The 19,276-nt window shown below is 62.9% G+C and carries 16 protein-coding genes and 2 pseudogenes; 11 read left to right on the forward strand and 7 right to left on the reverse strand.

What is annotated here, in order from left to right:
• Positions 1-7 precede the first annotated feature (7 nt).
• A complete protein-coding gene (locus EN949_RS13070) occupies positions 8-1,630 on the reverse strand; it encodes an FAD-binding oxidoreductase (RefSeq protein ID WP_063168828.1) in 1,623 nt (540 codons plus the stop codon).
• 188 nt (positions 1,631-1,818) lie between these two features.
• A complete protein-coding gene (locus EN949_RS13075; RefSeq protein WP_013530037.1) occupies positions 1,819-2,061 on the reverse strand; it encodes a DUF1344 domain-containing protein in 243 nt (80 codons plus the stop codon).
• 446 nt (positions 2,062-2,507) lie between these two features.
• Between EN949_RS13075 and EN949_RS13080 the strand changes: the two genes are divergently transcribed.
• On the forward strand, positions 2,508-3,002 hold the full coding sequence (locus EN949_RS13080) for a DUF2314 domain-containing protein (RefSeq protein WP_127367003.1): 495 nt from the start codon (positions 2,508-2,510) through the stop codon (positions 3,000-3,002).
• A gap of 13 nt (positions 3,003-3,015) precedes the next feature.
• On the opposite strand, the gene EN949_RS13085 is transcribed toward EN949_RS13080, so the two are convergent.
• Positions 3,016-3,966 carry a DUF3137 domain-containing protein gene (locus EN949_RS13085; RefSeq protein WP_164747158.1) on the reverse strand — a complete coding sequence of 317 codons (951 nt, stop codon included), beginning with the start codon at positions 3,964-3,966 and terminating at the stop codon, positions 3,016-3,018.
• Between the two features lie 83 nt (positions 3,967-4,049).
• Positions 4,050-5,105 carry a CapA family protein gene (locus EN949_RS13090; protein ID WP_063168830.1) on the reverse strand — a complete coding sequence of 352 codons (1,056 nt, stop codon included), beginning with the start codon at positions 5,103-5,105 and terminating at the stop codon, positions 4,050-4,052.
• A 107-nt stretch (positions 5,106-5,212) separates the two neighbouring features.
• Here EN949_RS13090 and EN949_RS13095 point away from each other — a divergent pair, with 107 nt between their 5' ends.
• The 7 genes and pseudogenes from EN949_RS13095 to EN949_RS13125 all read left to right on the forward strand — a co-directional run bounded on the left by EN949_RS13095 (position 5,213) and on the right by EN949_RS13125 (position 14,675).
• The gene (locus EN949_RS13095) at positions 5,213-6,478 is read left to right on the forward strand and encodes a hypothetical protein (RefSeq protein ID WP_063170319.1); all 1,266 of its coding nucleotides are present in this window, start codon (positions 5,213-5,215) and stop codon (positions 6,476-6,478) included.
• 437 nt (positions 6,479-6,915) lie between these two features.
• Complete coding sequence (locus tag EN949_RS13100) at positions 6,916-8,520, forward strand: DUF2778 domain-containing protein (RefSeq protein ID WP_063168831.1); 1,605 nt, start codon at positions 6,916-6,918, stop codon at positions 8,518-8,520.
• A gap of 124 nt (positions 8,521-8,644) precedes the next feature.
• Positions 8,645-11,782, forward strand: a complete 3,138-nt coding sequence (uvrB, locus tag EN949_RS13105) for an excinuclease ABC subunit UvrB (protein ID WP_063168832.1) — start codon at positions 8,645-8,647, stop codon at positions 11,780-11,782.
• Between the two features lie 341 nt (positions 11,783-12,123).
• Positions 12,124-13,650, forward strand: a complete 1,527-nt coding sequence (locus tag EN949_RS13110; RefSeq protein WP_063168833.1) for an ABC-F family ATP-binding cassette domain-containing protein — start codon at positions 12,124-12,126, stop codon at positions 13,648-13,650.
• Positions 13,651-13,778: 128 nt separating this feature from the next.
• Positions 13,779-14,061 (forward strand): annotated as a pseudogene (locus tag EN949_RS13115) (type II toxin-antitoxin system RelE/ParE family toxin).
• A gap of 12 nt (positions 14,062-14,073) precedes the next feature.
• Positions 14,074-14,373, forward strand: a complete 300-nt coding sequence (locus EN949_RS13120; RefSeq protein WP_027039367.1) for a HigA family addiction module antitoxin — start codon at positions 14,074-14,076, stop codon at positions 14,371-14,373.
• 143 nt (positions 14,374-14,516) lie between these two features.
• Complete coding sequence (locus EN949_RS13125; RefSeq protein ID WP_013530026.1) at positions 14,517-14,675, forward strand: hypothetical protein; 159 nt, start codon at positions 14,517-14,519, stop codon at positions 14,673-14,675.
• A 16-nt stretch (positions 14,676-14,691) separates the two neighbouring features.
• On the opposite strand, the gene EN949_RS13130 is transcribed toward EN949_RS13125, so the two are convergent.
• Positions 14,692-15,306 (reverse strand): glutathione S-transferase, encoded by a 615-nt coding sequence (locus EN949_RS13130; protein WP_063168834.1) that lies wholly within the window; start codon positions 15,304-15,306, stop codon positions 14,692-14,694.
• A gap of 237 nt (positions 15,307-15,543) precedes the next feature.
• Between EN949_RS13130 and EN949_RS13135 the strand changes: the two genes are divergently transcribed.
• Complete coding sequence (locus EN949_RS13135) at positions 15,544-15,972, forward strand: glyoxalase/bleomycin resistance/extradiol dioxygenase family protein (protein ID WP_013530024.1); 429 nt, start codon at positions 15,544-15,546, stop codon at positions 15,970-15,972.
• Between the two features lie 74 nt (positions 15,973-16,046).
• On the forward strand, positions 16,047-16,400 hold the full coding sequence (locus EN949_RS13140; protein WP_063168835.1) for a DUF1428 family protein: 354 nt from the start codon (positions 16,047-16,049) through the stop codon (positions 16,398-16,400).
• 145 nt (positions 16,401-16,545) lie between these two features.
• On the opposite strand, the gene EN949_RS13145 is transcribed toward EN949_RS13140, so the two are convergent.
• Positions 16,546-18,168: a sulfotransferase gene (locus tag EN949_RS13145; RefSeq protein WP_244514230.1), complete on the reverse strand. Its 1,623-nt coding sequence runs from the start codon at positions 18,166-18,168 to the stop codon at positions 16,546-16,548.
• 195 nt (positions 18,169-18,363) lie between these two features.
• Between EN949_RS13145 and EN949_RS13150 the strand changes: the two are divergent.
• Positions 18,364-18,802: pseudogene (locus EN949_RS13150) on the forward strand (EAL domain-containing protein); the annotation flags it as partial.
• 31 nt (positions 18,803-18,833) lie between these two features.
• Here the strand turns inward: EN949_RS13150 and EN949_RS13155 are convergent.
• The gene (locus EN949_RS13155; protein WP_013530021.1) at positions 18,834-19,253 is read right to left on the reverse strand and encodes a Kazal-type serine protease inhibitor domain-containing protein; all 420 of its coding nucleotides are present in this window, start codon (positions 19,251-19,253) and stop codon (positions 18,834-18,836) included.
• Positions 19,254-19,276: the final 23 nt, after the last annotated feature.

Consider the following 19,276-nt stretch of genomic DNA (forward strand, 5'->3'; position numbering starts at 1 on the left):
CTGCTTCTTACGACACCCCGCTCAGCGCCTTGATGGCACGGTAGAAGGTCGAGGAAAACAGTTCCGTTGGGTCATACTGCCGCTTCGCCGCCAGGAAGGCCGGCAGTTCGGGATAGGAGGCCAGCAATTCCCTGGCCGTATAATGCAGCTGGTAAGGCAGGAAGAAGCGCCCGCCATGCTTGATCGTCACGTCGATCAGCGCCCGCGTCAGCGCCCGCATCCTGGCATTGCCGTCGGCATCGGTCGGCTGGTTGACGTAGAGCACCAGCGAATAGGCCGGCTCCGGCGCGTAGGTCAGCGCCACATCCTCCCTGTGGACGATGCGCACCGAAGCATTGAGCACCGGCAGCGTCTGCTTGCGCAGGATCTCGCGCGCTTCCGCGATGAATTCGACATAGGCGGCACGCGGAATAAAATATTCGTGCAGGATGTCGGTCTCTTCCATCTGATCGTTGAACAGATAGGGCACCGAATCGTGCATCGGGTTGTTGCGGGTGACGAGACAGGCCTCGCCCTCGGCCATGGCCGAGGTGCGCGCCACCGTGCAGCTTTCGAATTTCGGCTCCAGTGTCTTTTCGGTGAACCACTTCAATTCCTGGAACAGGCTGCCCCATTTCGCCAGGTTGATGATCACCCGCTTCAACCCGACCGATCCCGGTTCGCCGATCTCGGGCTGATCGGCCGGCGGCCGCTCGGCCACCTTGTCGTAACGGTAGACGATCATGTCCTCGAGGAAATTGCCGGGCGCCGTCGACAGATGGCCGTAGAACAGGCCGATATCCTTGTTCGGCTCCAGCACCTTGGCGAAGAATTCCGGAAAATCGTCCGATTTGATGATTTCGCGCGAGGTGCGGTAGACGGCGTTGTCGACGATGTCGAGCGTCGCCTCCAGCACCACGCCGAACAGGCCGTAACCGCCGACGACGTGGCGGAACAGATCGGTGTTCTCGGTCGGCGAGCAGGTCGTCACCGAACCGTCGGCCAGCATCACCCGCATCGAGCGGATCGAGCCCGCCACCGAACCCGCCTGGTGGTCCATGCCATGCGCATTGGCCGACAGCGAACCGCCGACCGAGAAGATGTCGGTCGACTGCATCGCCTTCACCGCGAAGTGCGGATGCAGAAGGTTCTGGATGTCATGCCAGCGCGCGCCCGGCTGCAAGGTCATGGTCTTGGCCGCCGCATCGACGGTGACCCTGTTGAACTTTCTGAGGTCGAGCACCAGCGCGTTGTCGTCGAAGGCATGCCCGCCCATGGAATGGCGGATGGCGGCCAGCGATATTTTCAGCCCATTGGCACGCGCGAAGGCCAGGGCCTTGGCGATGTGCTCGTCCCCGCTGACCTCGACCACGCCGTAGACCGGCGTCATCGACAGGCCGCTGGCATCGTTGATGTCACCACCCTTTGCCGACCAGGGCAGTGACGCATCGAAGGCCGGCGCATTGTCCAGCGGCTTCAGAGGCAGCGCGAAGCCGTCTATATCGGCTATCCGTCCTGCGTTCTTCGGCCCCGAAGGTCCGCGTGCCAGCCGCGCCACCGTGTTGCCGCCCCACAGCACCGCGCCGCCGACGACAGCCGCACCCAGCAGCAATCGCCGCGACAGGCGAAACCCTTTTTGCTCGTCGGCCATGACTATCCCCCGGTGGCCAAGGGATAGCGCGGCTCTTTGGCAAAAACCATAGCGGCGCCGCCGGGACGGCGGTTTGCCTGGCGTCGAGGGTGAAGGGCACGAAAATGGCCGGTCCCCGGAGGACCGGCCAGAATGGAACAGGGTCTGAAATTGCGTCAGCAGGTCTGCCGACGCACGATGCCCTCGCCTTACGAGGCCTTCTTGATCGACGTCACGATGCCGGTCTTGTCATCGACGGTCACCGCCACCTTGGCGCCGACCTTCAGTTTCCCGATCGTCGCTTCGGGCGACAGCTGGTAGATCTTGCCGTCGTCGAGGGTGATCGACTTGGTCGTCGGATCGACGGCCTGAATGGTGCCCTGAACGGTCGCGGCATAAGCGGTGCCGAGGAAGGCGAGCAGAGCAGCGGTGGTTGCGAGGGTCTTCTTCATTGGTAAGCACTCCGTGCTGTTTCACTTTTCCGGACCGCCGCCTTGGGAAACGACAGCACCGGACGGCCTGAAACTGGACGGAAAGCGCACCCTCCGCAAATCACATTGGGTGAATTTTCGCAAACAATATCATAGGCTTAATTCCGACACATTATCTGCGACCTAGATCATTTCAGGCCGCTTCGGCTCCCCCAATGAACGCACTTCTGTCCGCGAAAAGAGTCACTTGGCCGATTGTGACGGGCGGCTTTCGATCACCACGCAGCCGCCGCAATCCATCTCGGGCGGCATCACGAAACAGAGCGCTGACCGATCGTCGATACACATTTTGTTTCGCGGATCAGTTCAAAAACCGCCACGCCAACGCTGATCAAACTCGCGCTACGGTTGCAAACCGACGTCGAATGCGGGATGGTGTCGACCGTTGACATGAAGGGGGGCCTTCCATGAAGCTTGCAGTCTGGACTGCGATGTCCCTGATGCTGGCGCTTGCTCCAGGATTGGCCGGCGCACAAGCCACGGATCCGGGCGACGACAAAACAATTATCTTCACTCCCGGCGACCCAGAGATGGCAGCGGCCACCGCGCAGGCGCTCGCCAGCCTGGACGACTTCCTGGCACTGTCCGAGGCGCCTCCCGCCGACACAGAGAGGTTCAAATTGAAGGTCAAGGTACGGGACGGCAACGTCACCGAACACTTCTGGGTCATACCGTTCCGCTGCACCGAAACCGGATTTGTCGGCATGTTGGCAAACCAGCCGGAGGAAGTGCACAACGTCGTCCTCGGCCAGAACATAGAATTCACCAGGGACGATATTTCCGACTGGGGATACACACGCGGCGGACGTCAGGTCGGCAGCTTCACCGTGTGCGTCATGTTCAACAAAATGTCGAAAGAAGAGGCGGACTACATGCGTGACAAATACGGCTTCGAGTGCTGAAAGCGCAGCCCGATCAACCCGCTTCGTCCTTCGCGCCGATCTTGCGCACAAGTGCCGCCGTCGCCAGCATCGCGCCCATGTCCGATATCATCGGCGCGACATGCCTGCTGTAGTCGAGCGGCACCGAAATATCCGGCAGCTCGAAGAAGTTCTTCGTCTGCGGCAACAGTAGGAAACCATCGCTGCCGTTGAGCGCGACGCGGGCTGGGTCGTCCGGCCAGGTTTCGCCAAGCCATTTCAGCGCCTGCGCCAGCCGGCCGCTCACCAATGGCTGTGCCGCCCCGAGATTGTCGGTGCGGAACTCGTAGGCGGCATCGAGCAAAGCATCGCCGCTGGACAGCTCTTGCAGCTTGCTGGCAAATATGCCGCGAAAGAAGCTGATCACCGCGTTGGTCCGCCGCGTCGCCACCAATATGCCGGGAAACGGCGCGATGGTCTCGAAAGCGACGATGACGCCCTGGAAGGCGGTCGAGGAGCCCTTGCCCGACCCTTCCCGCAGATGCGCCTCGTACAGTTCGAACGGAAACCCCTCATAGCGGCCCGCCACGATGTCGTCGAACGCCTGCCGGTTGAACGGACCAACCGCCGTGCGCGGCAACCGGTCGAAGGAATTCGGCGTCACGCCATGCTGGTAGCGCATGTCGGCGATGAAGCCGAATATGATCGGCAGCAGCGTCTCGCGGAACGATTGCTGCAGCCGCGTCGCCGGTTTCCTGGCCTGGAAATAGAGCAGGATCGAAGCCGCGAAGCCGATCACATAGAGAAATACATGCGGCGTCGAGACCCATTGCTCGTTGGGGTCGGCGACCTTGTTGAACAGCCAGGCGACCAGCACCACGGCCACCAGCACCAGCCCCACGAACACCGGCACCCGCCAGCGCACCTGCCGGACCGCCGAAGCCCTCGCCGCTTCATAGGCCTCGATGTCTTTTCGGATGCCGGCGATGACCGTTTCGCTCGGCATGAAATCCGCTGATTCCACCGCTACCCCCGCAATCCTGCCTCTGCGGGAGCATGATAGTTGGTTTTGCAAGGGCCGCCAGATGGTTAAGCGGGAACGCCTTCATCGGTTGGTGGAGAAGGGAAGACCGCTTTCAGTCGCTCCGCGACCCTGTCACGCATTCGGCCCTCCAAAGCCTCCATCAACACCAGCCGCTCGTGGTCGCCAGCGCGCAGGCGCATGAAGGGATGCATCCGGTAAGACGCGATCCTGCCGCGCGTACCGGCATCGGCACTGACATCGACAACGAGGATAGAGCCGATGCGGCCCGGCCATGGCTGCCGGGCAAAGGCGGTACCGAGGAAATCGCCGAGCCCATAGGCGACGATCGTCCCGTCAATCTTTTCCACCGGCTGCACGACATGGGCATGATGGCCCGCGATCAGCCCGGCGCCCTGCCCGGCCAGCCGCCTGGCCAGCGCTCGCGTCCCGTCGCGCGGAAAATGTCGGAACTCCCAGTCCCAATGCGGCACGGCGCAGAGAAGGTCCAAGCCAGCGGGTGGCCAGCTCGCCGGATCGCTGTCCATCGAAACGCGCCCGGCAAACAGTTTTTCATCGGCGTTCCGCCACAGCGTGAAGGCGGCGAAGCCGATATCAAGCGATCCAACCTGAATCGGCACAACCGGACCGTCGGCCAGGCCGATCGTGCGGATGCCGAGCCGCAGCAACGCCGCGATTGTCTCGTCGAAACCGGCGATGCCCTGATCCAGCACATGGTTGTTGGCCAGCGACAGCACGAGTTTTTCGCGCGCAACACCAACCGCCGTCAGCGCCTCGGCCAGGAACGGCTCGCTCATCGCATGATGCGTGCCGAGCCTTGTGCCCAGCACCGCGCTTGGCCTGTCCACAACAGGGCTTTCGCAATTGCCGATCACCAGATCGGCAGCGCCGAGCAGCGCCTTGATCGCCGGATCGCAATCCGGCGCGCTGCGGTTGGCCACCGCCGAGATGTCGCCGACAAAGGCAAGCCGCACCGCTTGCTTCGGCGGTGGATCCATCAGCGTCCCGGCCATCGGCGCAAAGTCTTGAGCGTCGCCGGCCAGTGACGGCTTCAGGAAACGCGGCAGCCAGGACAGCTTGTAGGAAAACGGATAATTCGACACGCGATGCCCAATTGTTTGCCCTGTGTAGACCGTCCGCGGGGCGGGTTGAAGCGCGACGCTGCAAATGGTGTATGTTTGCACTGCGCGACAAACATTGGGGGGAAAAGATGACACGACTGGCAGGCCTGCTGACATCCGCTTTCATTCTGCTCCTGCCGCTGTCTTCCGCGTCGGCGGCAATGCCAGAAGCGGCAACCACATTGTTTGAGGCGAAGACCGTGGCCGCGCGCGACACCGCTCTCTCGACGCTGGAGGCTGCCGCGCCAAAAGACCCGGCATCCGCCTATGCGGCCGGGGCGGGCGAGTTCTTTACCGCACTGGAGATCCTGGCCACCGGCCTGCACCGTCATGGTTTCGAAAGCCCGCAATCCTTCATGCTGCCGCTGATGCGGTTGCCAGTGCCCGACAATCCCAATCCCGAGCCGCTCACTTACGAGCAGTTCCGCGCCATCCTGGTCGGCTTCCGTGACCGGCTGGAGAAATCCGCAGCCACGTTTGCCTCGGTGCCGCCCAATGCCGATATCGGCATGGTCATCGATCTCACCCATGCCGGCATCGACCTCAACGAGGACGGCACCATCGCGCCGGACGAGAGCATGGCGGCGATCATCGCCTCACTCTCGCGCGGCGGTATCTCGTCGGACGCCGCCGCCCCCACGCTCACCTTCCGCTTCGACCGCGCCGACGGCTACTGGCTGCAGGGCTATGCCGAGTTCCTGATGGCGCAGGCCGATTTCTGGCTGGCGCATGATTTCAGGAGCACCTTCGACGGCTCGTTTCACATGCTGTTCCCGCGCGCCAAATTGCCGCTGCAGGATATTCTGGTGCCGCCGGCCGGCGATATGGGCTCGAGCATCTTCTCCTCGGAATGGCGCATCGCCGATTTCATCTCGATGGTGCATCTCGTCAACTGGCCGGTGATCGAACCGGAGCGCCGGCAAGCGGCGCGCCGCCACCTGCTGGAAATGATCCGGCTGTCGCGCGAGGACTGGAAGGCGATCCGCGCCGAGACCGACAATGACCGCGAATGGCTGCCTGGACCGCAGCAGAAGGGCGAGAACCCGCTCACCGGCCTCGAAGTCGGCGAGGAGCAGGTCCAGGCCTGGCTCGCCGCCTTGACCATGGCCGAGGATCTCCTGGAAGGCCGCAGGCTGCTGCCGCATTTCCGCGTCACCGCCAGTACTGGGCTTGGCATCAACATGAAGCGCTTCTTCGACGAGCCAAAAAACTTCGATCTCGTGCTGTCGATCACCGGCCCGGCCATCGCGCCCTACCTCGAAAGCGGCGAGCTCGCGACCAGCGACGATTTCGACCAGATCCAGCGCCAGTTCGGCGGCGACGGGTTTTTGACGTTTGCGCTTTGGTTCAACTGAGGGTGGGCCGTTTGAGGCCGCCTTCCCGCGAGAAATCTAGCATGGCAGGCAACAGTTTTACCGGAAACACGCGCGCCTTTTGTAGGCAGGTCTGCCGGCAGTCGGTTCGCTGCATACACCGCGCGGAGGCGCTGCGTAAAAATTAGCAGTGGCTGTTTTGCTTGACTCGGCCGCCAAAAACAGGCAGCAAAACCAGGTCGGAAGGGCGACAACACCACTTTCCTGGCCGTGGACGAAGGCTGATTTGGCCAAAATCCACATCTCGTCGTTGGTTTTGAGAGGAATTGATTAACCAACTTTGTCCATATTTTGAAGCAATCGGCAACCAACTACAGACGCGGCAAACGCGTCGGGGACCACCTGGGATCACTCACAGAATGGTCGTCGCGGCTCTCAAGGCCACGTACGGGGAAACCGATTGAAGCGAGATTGGTTGCATGGCGTTGTTGAGTACACACAAAAAAAACCGGGGACAGCGTGAGGGCGGCGAGTTCGTCGATGCTCCACGTTCCCCTTCCTTCAACGCTGGCCGGGTGGCCCGCTGGGTCGCGCTGCCTTGCGTCAGCACCGCCATCGGCCTTTGGTTGATCGGCACCATGGCTGGCCTCAGTTCCGTCGGCGCCTCTCTATCGGCAACTTCGGTTGGCCTGCCCCAGACACTGTCGACACCGGGATCGCTCGCACTTGCCGATCCGCTGAAACAGCACTTTTTGAAAGCACCCTTCGTGCTGGCCAACGCCAATGGCGGCACTCAGGCCCTGCATGATCATTCGGTGCAGTGCGGCGCCAGCTGTTTCAAGCTGGCCAGGGTAAGCGCGCGGGCGGAAAAATCCGAACGCCTTGTAGCGCAGGCAAAGCCGATGCCCGCCGCCGTGAAGTCGAAGGCGCAGGAGCGCTTCGAACGCATGGAAGCGTCGCTTTCGCCGATGAAGCTGGCCGCTGCCTTTGCCGACGCCGGAAAGCCTGCCGCCAGTGCCAACACCCGCCCGGTGATCTCCACCGTCGCACCGCGAATTGCCGAGGCGTCGTTGGTGCCCTCCGTCCAGGTCACAGCCAGCCTGTCCGATAACATGCCAGTTCCGGCGGCCGAACGTTTCGCCCGGCTGGATACCGACTCGGTGGTCGTGCAGACCGCACCGCCGCCGATGGGTTTTGCCCAATCCGGTACGCCAGACAATTCGCAGTTGGCGCTTGCTCTGGTGCAGTCCCTGCCGGCCGACGACGAGGCGTTCGCCTCACCGCTGCCGATCGAGGAATCGTCAGCCGATGTCGTGGTTTCACCCGTCGAAACCCAGCAGGATCAACCCGGCGATGCCGCCGCGCTGCCGGACGCTCTGACCGACGACGTGCCGTTGCCGACCCGGCGTCCGCAATTCGACGCGCCGCAGCCCAAAGTGGTCCAGCAGGAGCCTAAGTCCGTCCAGCAGCCGAAATCCGTTCAGCAGCCGAAGCCGGCACGCGAGACGGTCCAGCAGGCCCAGCCGGCAAAACCGACGCGGCAAGGCCGGCCGGCCGATGGCGGCGATGTGCTGGCCTATGCCAAGCCCGACACCCCGTCGGGCGGCCTTGGCAAGGCGTTCAGGAACCTCTTCAACTCGCCAGCCGCCAGGAGCGGAGCCGGCAATGGCGTCGCCGTGTACGACATCAGCAGCGCGACCGTCTACATGCCTGACGGCTCGAGGCTCGAGGCGCATTCAGGCATCGGCGCCATGGCGGACCAGCCGCGTTATGCCGACCAGAAGAATCGCGGACCGACGCCGCCCAACACCTACAATCTGTCGATGCGCGAGTCGCGCTTCCACGGAGTGGAGGCCTTGCGCCTGACACCGGTCGATGGCCGCAACAAATACAATCGCAACGGCCTGCTGGCCCATACCTACCTGCTCCGGGGCCGCTACGCCCAGTCGAGCGGCTGCGTCGCCTTCAAGGACTATGCGCGCTTCCTCGCCGCTTTCAAGAAGGGCAAAATCAAACGCCTCGTCGTGGTGCCGCGCCTGAACGGGTCGGCGACGCAGGTCGCATCAGCCGCCAGGGGCGTGTAACGACAAGAGCTTTCGGGCGCCTTCCCGCTGCTCCTGACAGCCTGCTGTCAGGAGCAGCGCTGTCCGGCACGCCTCTCCCCACCGCGCTCTTTCCATTTTGGCCAGGAAATCCCATATTCGGGACATGGCCAAATCTCCCGATCAGAAAACGCCGCCGACGGCGAATGACGACCGCGCCGCGCCGAAGCGGCGCAGCCCGCTGACCGATTTCCTCGACGCCTCCGAGCCGCTGCACAAAGGCGGCTTCGCCGAGATGCCGCAGCCGGAGCTCTCTGGCACGCCGCTGACCGGTTCGATCGCGGATTGGGCCGAGCAGATCGAGCAGGAAGCCGAAAACGAAGGACGTCTTGTCGCCAAGGGTGACGGCGGCAAATCGCCGAAGCCGTCGAAGAAGATACCCGAGCGCTCAAGCTCGCCGGGGCGCAGTTCGCGCGGCACCTCGATGGGTGGCGCGGCGTCAGCCAGGGAGCGCACGGCAGCCGGCCTCAATCCGGTCGCCGGCCTCGACATCTCGCTGGAGGACGCCGAGACCATGGCCTCGGGCAGCGTCACCGCGACGGTGGCGGCACTGTCGGCGCTGATCGAATCCGGCAATCCGCTGCACAAGGACGGCGTGCTGTGGACGCCGCACCGCCCTGCCCGCCCCGAAAAATCCGAAGGCGGCATCGCCATCAAGATGGTGTCGGAGTTCGAGCCGGCCGGCGACCAGCCGACCGCGATCAAGGATCTGGTCGAAGGCGTCGATAACCACGACCGCACCCAGGTGCTGCTCGGCGTCACCGGCTCAGGAAAAACCTTCACCATGGCCAAGGTGATCGAGGAGACGCAGCGCCCTGCCTTGATCCTGGCGCCGAACAAGACGCTTGCCGCGCAGCTCTATTCCGAGTTCAAGAAATTCTTCCCGGAAAACGCCGTTGAGTATTTCGTCTCCTACTACGATTATTACCAGCCGGAAGCCTACGTCCCGCGCACCGACACTTTCATCGAGAAGGAATCCTCGATCAACGAGCAGATCGACCGCATGCGCCACTCGGCGACGCGTTCGCTGCTTGAGCGCGACGACGTCATCATCGTCGCCTCGGTGTCCTGCATCTACGGTATCGGCTCGGTCGAAACCTATACGGCGATGACCTTCCAGATGCAGATCGGCGACCGGCTCGACCAGCGCGCGCTGCTCGCCGATCTCGTCGCCCAGCAGTACAAGCGGCAGGACATCAACTTTGTCCGCGGCTCGTTCCGCGTGCGCGGCGACACCATCGAAATCTTCCCGGCCCACCTGGAAGACCGCGCCTGGCGCATCTCGATGTTCGGCGACGAGATCGAGCAGATCACCGAATTCGACCCGCTGACCGGCCAGAAGACCGGCGAGCTGAAAAGCGTCAAGATCTACGCCAATTCGCACTATGTGACGCCGCGCCCGACGCTGAACCAGGCGATCAAGTCGATCAAGGAAGAGCTCAAGCACCGGCTGGTCGAACTCGAACGCGCCGGCCGCCTGCTTGAGGCACAGCGGCTGGAACAGCGCTGCCGCTTCGACCTCGAAATGCTGGAAGCCACCGGCTCGTGCGCCGGCATCGAGAACTATTCGCGCTATCTCACCGGCCGCCAGCCGGGCGATCCGCCGCCGACGCTGTTTGAGTACATCCCCGACAACGCACTGGTCTTCATCGACGAAAGCCATGTCACCGTGCCGCAGATCGGCGGCATGTATCGCGGCGACTTTCGCCGCAAGGCGACGCTGGCCGAATACGGCTTCCGTCTGCCGTCCTGCATGGACAACCGGCCGCTGCGCTTCGAGGAGTGGGATGCCATGCGTCCGCTTTCGGTCGCGGTCTCGGCGACCCCTGGCGCCTGGGAGATGGAACAGGCCGGCGGCGTCTTCGCCGAGCAGGTCATCCGTCCGACCGGCCTGATCGATCCGCCGGTCGAGGTCCGCCCGGCCAAGAGCCAGGTCGACGATGTCGTCGGCGAGATTCGCGATACCACCAAGGCCGGCTACCGCACCTTGGTCACCGTGCTGACCAAGCGCATGGCCGAGGATTTGACCGAGTATCTGCATGAGCAGGGCATCCGCGTCCGCTACATGCACTCCGACATCGATACGCTGGAGCGCATCGAGATCCTGCGCGATCTGCGCCTCGGCGCCTTCGACGTGCTGGTCGGGATCAATCTTCTGCGCGAAGGCCTCGACATTCCCGAATGCGGCTTCGTCGCCATTCTCGACGCCGACAAGGAAGGTTTCCTGCGATCGGAAACCTCGCTGATCCAGACCATCGGGCGCGCCGCCAGAAACGTCGACGGCAAGGTCATCCTCTATGCCGACCAGGTGACCGGCTCGATGGAACGGGCGATGGCCGAAACCAACCGTCGCCGCGAAAAGCAGATGGAGTGGAACGCGGCCAACGGCATCACACCGGAATCGGTCAAGTCGCGCATCTCCGACATTCTCGATTCGGTCTACGAGAAGGACCACGTCCGCGCCGATATCTCGCAGTTCACCGACGGTGCCGGCGCCATGATGGGCAACAACCTCAAGGCCCATCTCGACGCGATGGAAAAGCAGATGCGCGATGCCGCGGCCAATCTCGACTTCGAGAAGGCGGCCCGCATCCGCGACGAAATCAAGCGCCTGCGTGAGATGGAACTGTCCATCTCCGAAGACCCGCTGGCCAAATACGCCGACATGGAAAGCCCGGCCTCCGGCCGCGAAAAGGGCAAGCACAACAAGGGCGTGGCCAAACATCGTACAGCAGAGGAACAGGAGCGTTTTCGCAAGCTCGACGCAGCGCGTGCCGCCGAAGAGGCAGCCAAGGCTGCCCGGCCCAACCTCTTCCGCAAGCCTGATCTCGACGAGATGGGCGCCGATGGCACTGTGCCGGTGAAAAAGCCGCTGTTTTCGAAACCCTCGATCGACGACATGGGTCCAGGTACCGACATGCCGACGCCGGCCGGCGCGGTGTCGCGCTCGCTGTTCAAGAAACAGTCGGCATCCGAGGCACATGGTTCCGATTTCGGCATTCCCGGGGACGCCACAAAGCCGCTGTTCAAGAAGAACTCGCTGGACGAGATGACGGTGCGGCGGACGGAAAAACCGATCGAAGGAAAAGTGCCGGCCAAGCCGCAGCCAATCTCCCCCCTCGTGGGGGACGAATCCGCCAAGCCAGTTGTTCGCCAGCGAACAGGCATTGGCTCCTACGAAGACCCCGCCGACGCCCGTCGGGAAAAGCGCCGGCCGGGTAAGACGGGTAGGCCGGGAAAGTAGCGCCTTCCCCTTCTCCCAGAAGGGGAAGGGAAGCGCTCCGCCGCCGCCGCATTCCGCCGACCCACTTGCCACCAGCCCCGCCTTTGGTGTAATCGCTCCGCATACTCAACGTCTTGTCTCGAAAGGAGGGCTCACGTGTTTACGTTTCATCGTCACCATCGTCAGCGTGGCCCGATTTCTGCCCTGCGAGCTTGCTTGCAGGGCTGACCAGGGACGGTCCGGGTTTTTCCCGCTTCGATTTTTTGGTCTGCCCTTCGTGGTGCGTAATGCCGAGCCTGATGGCCGGAAAGCGCACCGTCAAAGTGGACCGGAGTAGTCTCCGGCAAGACCAGAGAAATCAAATGGCCCTGATCAGCCTCAAATCCCTCGGCGTCACCATGAGTGCGCCGCTGTTTGCCAATCTCGACCTCACCATCGGCACCGGCGACCGGCTCGGCATTGTCGCCGCCAATGGCCGCGGCAAGTCGACTTTGCTGAAATGCCTGACCGGCGGGATGGAGCCGACCTCCGGTGACATCACCCGCACGCGCGGCCTGCGCGTCGGTCATGTCGAACAGTCGGTTGCCCCGGTCCTTCGCACCCGTACGTTCCGGCAGGTGGTGGCGGATGCCTTGCCGTCCGAGCAGGCCGAAAGCGAGATGTGGCGTGTCGACGTGGTTCTGGATTCACTCGACGTGCCCGAGCCGATGCGCGAGCGGCCAATGCAGGCGCTGAGTGGCGGCTGGCAGAGGCTTGCGCTAATCGCACGCGTCTGGGTCACCGATCCGGACGTGCTGTTGCTCGACGAGCCGACCAACCATCTCGACCTTGTCCGCATCAGCCAGCTCGAAACCTGGCTGAACACGCTGCCGCGCGAGGTGCCCGTCGTCATCGCCAGCCACGACCGCGCCTTCCTCGACGCCACCACCAACCGGACCCTATTCCTGCGCCCGGAACAGTCGCCGGTGTTTGCCCTGCCCTACTCCCGCGCCAGGCAGGCGCTCGACGAGGTCGATGCTTCGACCGAGCGCAAGTTCCAGCGCGACATGAAGGTGGCGCAGCAATTGCGCCGGCAGGCGGCCAAGCTCAACAACATCGGCATCAATTCGGGCAGCGACCTTTTGACGGTGAAGACCAAGCAGCTCAACCTGCGGGCCGAAAAACTGGAAGAAGCGGCCGCACCGGCGCACCGCGAAAAGTCGGCGGGTGCCATAAAACTGGCCAATCGCGGCACCCACGCCAAGGTGCTGATCACGCTCGACGACGCGGCTGTGGAAACACCCGACGGCACCCCGCTGTTTCGAACCGGCAAGCGCCATATCTGCCAGGGCGACCGCATCGTGCTGCTCGGCCGCAACGGCGTCGGCAAGTCGCGCTTCGTCACCCTGATCCGCAATGCCATTGTCGAACCGGACACGGTGCCGAATGTGAAGGTGACGCCGTCGACGGTGCTAGGCTACAGCGACCAGGCGCTGTCGGGCATCAGCGGCGACGACACGCCGCTGATGCTGGTCTCGCGCCGCTACGATGTCGGCGAGCAGCGTGCCCGCTCGCTGCTGGCAGGCGCCGGCGTGGTCATCGAGATGCAGGAGAAAAAGATCGGTGCGCTGTCCGGCGGCCAGAAGGCGCGGCTGATGATGCTGGCGCTGAGGCTCGCCAATCCCAACTTCTATCTGCTGGACGAGCCGACCAACCATCTCGACATCGACGGCCAGGAAGCCCTGGAAGCGGAACTGCTGGCACATCAGGCAAGCTGTGTGCTCGCCTCGCACGACCGCTCCTTCATCCGCGCCATCGGCAACCGCTTCTGGCTGATCGAGAAACGGCGGCTGACCGAAGTCGAAGACCCAGAGGATTTCTTCCGCTCGGTGGCGGAGGGCGCTGGCTAATCGGTGAACAAAACTGCCGATGAAGTTCCGGCCTGTCGAGCGCAGGCCGGAGTTTCGTATCATGTTACGAGACGTCTTCTTGACTTCCGAAGCGTATCATGCCATGGTACGCCACTCGGGTCGGCAAGGTGATAAGCTCCTCCAAAGACAAGACCAGCGAAGCCGTTTCGAACGGCAAGGCTCCGAAGGGCTTCCCATCGGACCTTTGTCCGCTCAGCCCAGCGGAAGCTGTTCATGATCGACAACGCCGCCGAACTGTCGAATCTGAAGACGCCTCCCGGCAACAGGCTTGAGCCGCTGAAAGGTAACCGTGCGGGCCAGCATTCGATCCGCATCAACGATCAATTCCGCCTCTGCTTTAGGTGGGTGGAAGGGCAAGCGGAGGATGTTGAAATCACCGACTATCATTGAAGAGGGTTCAAAATGCTGAACATCAACCCACCTATCCATCCCGGAGAAATTCTCCGTGAGGAATATCTCGTGCCGCTCAATCTGAAGCCTTACACGCTGGCCAAAAAGCTGCATGTGCCCCGCACACGCATCGAGCGCCTGGCCAGCGAGACGACACCGGTAACGCCCGACACCGCTTTGCGCCTTGCGAAGTTCTTCGGAACCACGCCGCAGTTCTGGATGAATATGCAGGCGAGCTACGACCTCGCCGTAGAGGGAGAGGCGAAGAAGGCCGATCTTGAAACAATCGAACGTCTACAAACCGCGGCCTGAAGTAATCGCGTTAGCAACAACCCGCTTCAAGCAGGCTACGGAGCTAGCGATAAAAAAATCTCGACGATCTGTCGGATAGCCTCAGCCCGCCGCGTCCTTGGGATGCCGACACGATGATGCCGGCCCAACCCAGGAGAATTATCATGTCGGTTCTTTCGTCCATCGGTCGCATCGCAACCCGGTATGCGGCAGCGCGCGCTCGTCACCGCAGCGAACGCGTCCTGCGTTCACTGCCTGCCTCGCTGCGCAAGGATATCGGGTTTCCGGACGTCTTCGATGCGCAAAACGGCCGCCGCCCCTGACCTCGCGGGGCGCCAGTCAGTCATGCGTATCGCCCGAAAGCGGCGTCGCCTTCATCGATACGCGTTTTTCGAAAGCCTCGAACCAGCGCGTCAGCAGTGCCCGTGAGCGAAAAGGCGGAAGGTGACGGAACGCCATCCAGGACAGCGCGGTGGCCAAGGCAATGTGGCCGATATGGAGCGGCGCCTCGTCGTCCAGCGTGCTCTCGATCCAGTCGTAGCTCGCCTCGATCTTTTCCCGGTATCCGTCGGCGAGAGCACCATAGCGCAACTTTTCGGGTCTCCTTTCCGTCTCCCAGCGCAAGGCTATACCCGTCTGCGCCAGGCCCTGGGCGACCGCCTGCAACCGCAATGCCTGCCAGCGCGCCTCGCCGTCCTGCGGCAGCAGCTTGCGACCGTCATGCAGCGTGTCGAGATAGGCGCAGATGACATCGGAATCGAAGATCGGCGACGCGTCGGGCCGCAACAGCACCGGCACTTTGCCGAGCGGGTTTTCGGCGTAGACGCGGGCATTGCGCAAGGTCGGACTGGTCTCGTGATGAATGACCTCCAGCCGATCGGCAATGCCAACCTCGTGGGCGAAGACGAGCGCCTTGCGCGCGAAGGGTGAGTGGGTCTGATAGTAGAGGATCATTGTCGTCCCAGGATTTGAAGAGGCGTTCGCCTGATCCATCTGTTCTAGCCTGCGAGCCGAGAGAATTGCGCTCTGATTGGGCGCGGTCGACGCAAGTTCGTTTCACGCCTCTCGTCCAACTGCGGCTGCGTGGACTGTCCAGGGCCGGTCGGCCAAAAAAATCTGCCGGCCATGTAGGAACGCCGGCACCTCATCCGTCCTTTGGCTCGCAAGGCCAAACGCAAAGAGGAACAACAGATGACCGATCAGACCCCCGTTCAGCCCGCGGCCAAAGTGCTCGGCGGATTGACCCCCTATCTGCAGCTGGATGGCGCCTTCAAGGCTGCCGAATTCTACAAGAAGGCCTTTGGTGCCGAGCAGGTCTTTGCCTATCCGGCGGACGAAAAAGGCCGCACCATGCACATCCACCTCCACATCAACGGCTCGACGCTGATGCTCTCCGACTTCTATCCCGAAAACGGCATGCCTGCCGTCAAGCCGCAAGGTTACACCATGCAGCTTCACCTCGGCAGCGACGACATCGAAGCCTGGTGGAAGCGCGCCGTCGATGCCGGCTGCGAAGTCGCCGTGCCGCTCCAGATCATGTTCTGGGGTGACCAGTGGGGCAATATGCGCGACCCGTTCGGCGTCGAATGGGCGATGAATGCGCCGGTCAAGAAAGCCTGATTTATCGCCAATGGCGAAGTCCCTCACCGGCTGGCGTCGGTGAGGGATTGTGAACTTCCAGGAGGAGACCCACAATGTCCTATGTCGATGGCTTCGTGCTTGCCGTGCCCAAGGCAAATCTCGATAACTACAAGAGGCTGGCCAACCTCGCAGGCCCTATATGGATGGAACACGGCGCGCTCGCCTATGTCGAATGCATCGGCGACGACGTGCCCTATGGCGAGGTCACTTCGTTCCCGCGCGCCGTGCAGGCCAAGGACGACGAGATCGTCGTCTTCGCCTGGGCCGTCTATGAGTCGCGGGAGAGCCGCGATGCCGTCATGGCCAAAGTGATGGCAGATCCGCGCCTGAAGGCCGATTGGGCGGACATGCCGTTCGACGGGAAGCGCATGATCTTCGGTGGCTTCAAGCCATTCATAGAGCTTTGAGCAGCCGGTAGCAGATTGGCAGAAGCCCCTCAGCTTCGTCATCCTAGGACGAAGCAGGAGCGAAGCTCCGTCGCGAAGGCCTTAGGATGACGACGCGGGTGCTTAGGCCAATCTCTAAGGCCACGATCAGCTAGAGAGCGTTGCGCTAATCCAGCCTGTCCAGAAGCGGCTTCAGCCGGTCACCATAGCGCTTCCATAGATCGACCGACCCCTGATACATCGGCTGGCGCACCTGTGCGGCTGAAGCCGTGCGCACCGGTCGGTCGGTCTCGTGGAACGATAGTGCCGCGTCGTCCCAGGGCAGGCCGAGATGGGCGATCAATGCCCGCGTCTGGCCTTCCTGGTCGGCGACAAAATCCTCGTAGCGTACATCGTGCACGACGCCTGGCAGCACCGTGTGCCAATGCTTCATGATGTCGGTGTAGAGATTGTGGAAGTCGGCGAGCTCGCCGAGATCGTAGCCATAGCGATGGCTGTCGCCGCGGAAATGCACCTTGTAGATCGACAGGCAGGTGGCCGCCGCATCGCGCGCGCAGTGGATGATCCTGGCCTTCGGCATCATCATGTGGATGAAGCCGACAAGCAGGAAGTTGCCCGGCATTTTGTCGGTGACGTGGCGCATGTTCGGATAGCGGGCATGGAGCATGTCGAGATAGGCTTGGCCTGCCTCGGCAAAATCCGAATCGCCCGTATCCGATACGCCCCATGGGAAGCCACCCGGCATGGTCGCCGGGAACTGCCTGCCGACCGCCTTCTTCAATATGCTGAGCTCGCCTGCGCCATAGACCTGCGGATGGCTGGCGATGATCTGCTCGACCAGCGTCGTGCCCGAACGCGGCATGCCGACAATGAAGATCGGCGTGTCGTCGCTGATTGAGCTGGGCCTGTGCTTCTCGAAGAAGCCGGCATCGAAGGTGGCCTTCATCGCCTCGAACTCGGCCCGCGTCCTGGCCTGGTCGTAGTCGATGCCTTTGCGGCGGATCGCATTGCCCTCGGCGAAATAGTCGAAGGCCCGGCCATAATCCCTGAGATCGTCATTCGCCTTGCCGAGTCCGAAGGACAGTTGCATGCGCGCCAGGCTGTCCTGCGGCGCCTTGGCATGCTGGGCTTCCATGCCCCCAAGTTCGCTGTCGCGCTCCTTCTGGCGCTTGACCTGCGTCAGCATCAGCCAGGCTGTGGCCATGGCGGGGTTGATCGCCAACGCCTGCCGGAACAGGTCGGCCGCCTCGTCGAGCTTGCCCTTTTCCATCAACCCGACGCCGAGCCCGTGCAGCAGGTCGGCATCCTTGGGTCGGATCGCCAGCGCTTCGCGGAAGGCAGCCAGCGCCTCATCCAGCCGCCCGGCTTCCTGCAGGGTTTCGGCAAGCCCGATGCGGGCGCGCACATGAAATGGATTGCGTGCAACCGTGCCGCGATAAATCTCTTCGGCCTCTTCGAACTGGCCGACCTGTTTCAGCGATGAGCCGAGATTGTCGCGCGCCGCGAGTTGATCCGGCCGCAGATCCACTGCGCCGCGGAAGAAATCGATGGCCGCAGCAGGGCGGCCGAGGTCGCGCATCACCGTACCGAAATTGTTGAGGAAATCGGGATTCGTCGGCTGCAGGCTCACCGACCGTTCGATGAGATCCAGCCCTTCTTCGCTGCGCCCGGTCTGGTGAAGCAGCAGTCCCAGGAAATGCGCCGCGGCCGCGTGCTTGGGCTGACGCGCCAGCACCTGCCGGTAGATCGTCTCAGCCTCTTGCCGGCGCCCGGCCTGATGCAGTTGCAACGCCTGCTGCACATACTGGTCGAGGCCCAGCGGCGGCTGTCCGCCTGCGCCAGACCTGGCTCCCGCACCCGCCGCTCGTCTTTGATCTCTGTTGATGGGAAACCTGCCGTGTTTTATCCGCCTGTGGCGATCTAGGCCATCGGCGCCGCAGGTTCAAGGCTTCGCTTGCTGTCTCGTCCTTTCGTCGGTGCGGAAAAATCAAATCAGCACACCGGGACCGGCCCCAGCAAATCTGCTCGAGGCCACGGAGCGCGCGTTCATCGATATCAACTCGGCCCGCTCAACGCTCGTTCGTGCCCACGAACTTGGCCACGCAGTGGCAATCGACGACTTCGGCACCGGCTACTCCAGCCTGTCCTATCTCGAGGGGCTGCCGCTCGATGCGCTCATAATCGACAAATCGTTCATCGATACGATCAGCACGAATTCCGCCACCAGTTCCGTCGCCCCATATATCATCGACATGGCCAAGACACTAAAGCTGAAGATCGTTGCCGAAGGCGTGGAAACGCAGGCGCAGGCCGACCACCTCGCGGCGCGCGACGTCGACTACGGCCAGGGCCGGCTGTTTGCCAGACCCATGCCCGCGTCCGAGTTCATCGCCGACTGTCGCCAGGTGAAACCGACGGCTTGATGCTTGTCGTCCTCAACGAGGCGCAGCGTTCTCAGCACGGCCCGTCGCCAACGACGCGATAGTCCGCGGCACGGGCTTCGCAGGAATTGGGGAAGGTGCGCATCTCGCCATGCCGGCGCGCGCACACCGGCGCATATTCGCGGGTGCAGAACGTCTGCTCTTCACCACCGCCGCCGCCGCCACCGCCGCCACCGTCGCGGCACGGACCGTCGCGCACGATGCGGTAGCCGGCCCGGTCGGCAAGACAGGCATTGGCGAAGGTCTGGCGATCGCCGCCGCGCCGCGCACAGACCGGCTCGTACTGCTTGCTGCAATATTGCGGTTCCGGCCGGGGCGGACGCGGACGCGGCCCTGGTCCGTCATCGACGACGACGGTGCAGGCGGCAAGAAGTGCCGACAGCAACAGGATGACAAAACCCTGCCGCGAAAAGATTGCCGCCAGATATTTCATGATGATCTCCCACGATCGCGTCC

It is taken from the genome of Mesorhizobium sp. M7A.F.Ca.US.007.01.2.1 (genome assembly GCF_003998165.1).
Lineage (GTDB): Bacteria > Pseudomonadota > Alphaproteobacteria > Rhizobiales > Rhizobiaceae > Mesorhizobium > Mesorhizobium ciceri.

Bases quoted from the DNA above. Each gene is read 5' to 3' on its own strand.
- EN949_RS13070 (WP_063168828.1), bottom strand. From the start codon at position 1,630: ATGGCCGACGAGCAAAAAGGGTTTCGCCTGTCGCGGCGATTGCTGCTG.
- EN949_RS13075 (WP_013530037.1), bottom strand. From the start codon at position 2,061: ATGAAGAAGACCCTCGCAACCACCGCTGCTCTGCTCGCCTTCCTCGGC.
- EN949_RS13080 (WP_127367003.1), top strand. From the start codon at position 2,508: ATGAAGCTTGCAGTCTGGACTGCGATGTCCCTGATGCTGGCGCTTGCT.
- EN949_RS13085 (WP_164747158.1), bottom strand. From the start codon at position 3,966: ATGCCGAGCGAAACGGTCATCGCCGGCATCCGAAAAGACATCGAGGCC.
- EN949_RS13095 (WP_063170319.1), top strand. From the start codon at position 5,213: ATGACACGACTGGCAGGCCTGCTGACATCCGCTTTCATTCTGCTCCTG.
- EN949_RS13100 (WP_063168831.1), top strand. From the start codon at position 6,916: ATGGCGTTGTTGAGTACACACAAAAAAAACCGGGGACAGCGTGAGGGC.
- uvrB (WP_063168832.1), top strand. From the start codon at position 8,645: ATGGCCAAATCTCCCGATCAGAAAACGCCGCCGACGGCGAATGACGAC.
- EN949_RS13110 (WP_063168833.1), top strand. From the start codon at position 12,124: ATGGCCCTGATCAGCCTCAAATCCCTCGGCGTCACCATGAGTGCGCCG.
- EN949_RS13120 (WP_027039367.1), top strand. From the start codon at position 14,074: ATGCTGAACATCAACCCACCTATCCATCCCGGAGAAATTCTCCGTGAG.
- EN949_RS13125 (WP_013530026.1), top strand. From the start codon at position 14,517: ATGTCGGTTCTTTCGTCCATCGGTCGCATCGCAACCCGGTATGCGGCA.
- EN949_RS13130 (WP_063168834.1), bottom strand. From the start codon at position 15,306: ATGATCCTCTACTATCAGACCCACTCACCCTTCGCGCGCAAGGCGCTC.
- EN949_RS13135 (WP_013530024.1), top strand. From the start codon at position 15,544: ATGACCGATCAGACCCCCGTTCAGCCCGCGGCCAAAGTGCTCGGCGGA.
- EN949_RS13140 (WP_063168835.1), top strand. From the start codon at position 16,047: ATGTCCTATGTCGATGGCTTCGTGCTTGCCGTGCCCAAGGCAAATCTC.
- EN949_RS13155 (WP_013530021.1), bottom strand. From the start codon at position 19,253: ATGAAATATCTGGCGGCAATCTTTTCGCGGCAGGGTTTTGTCATCCTG.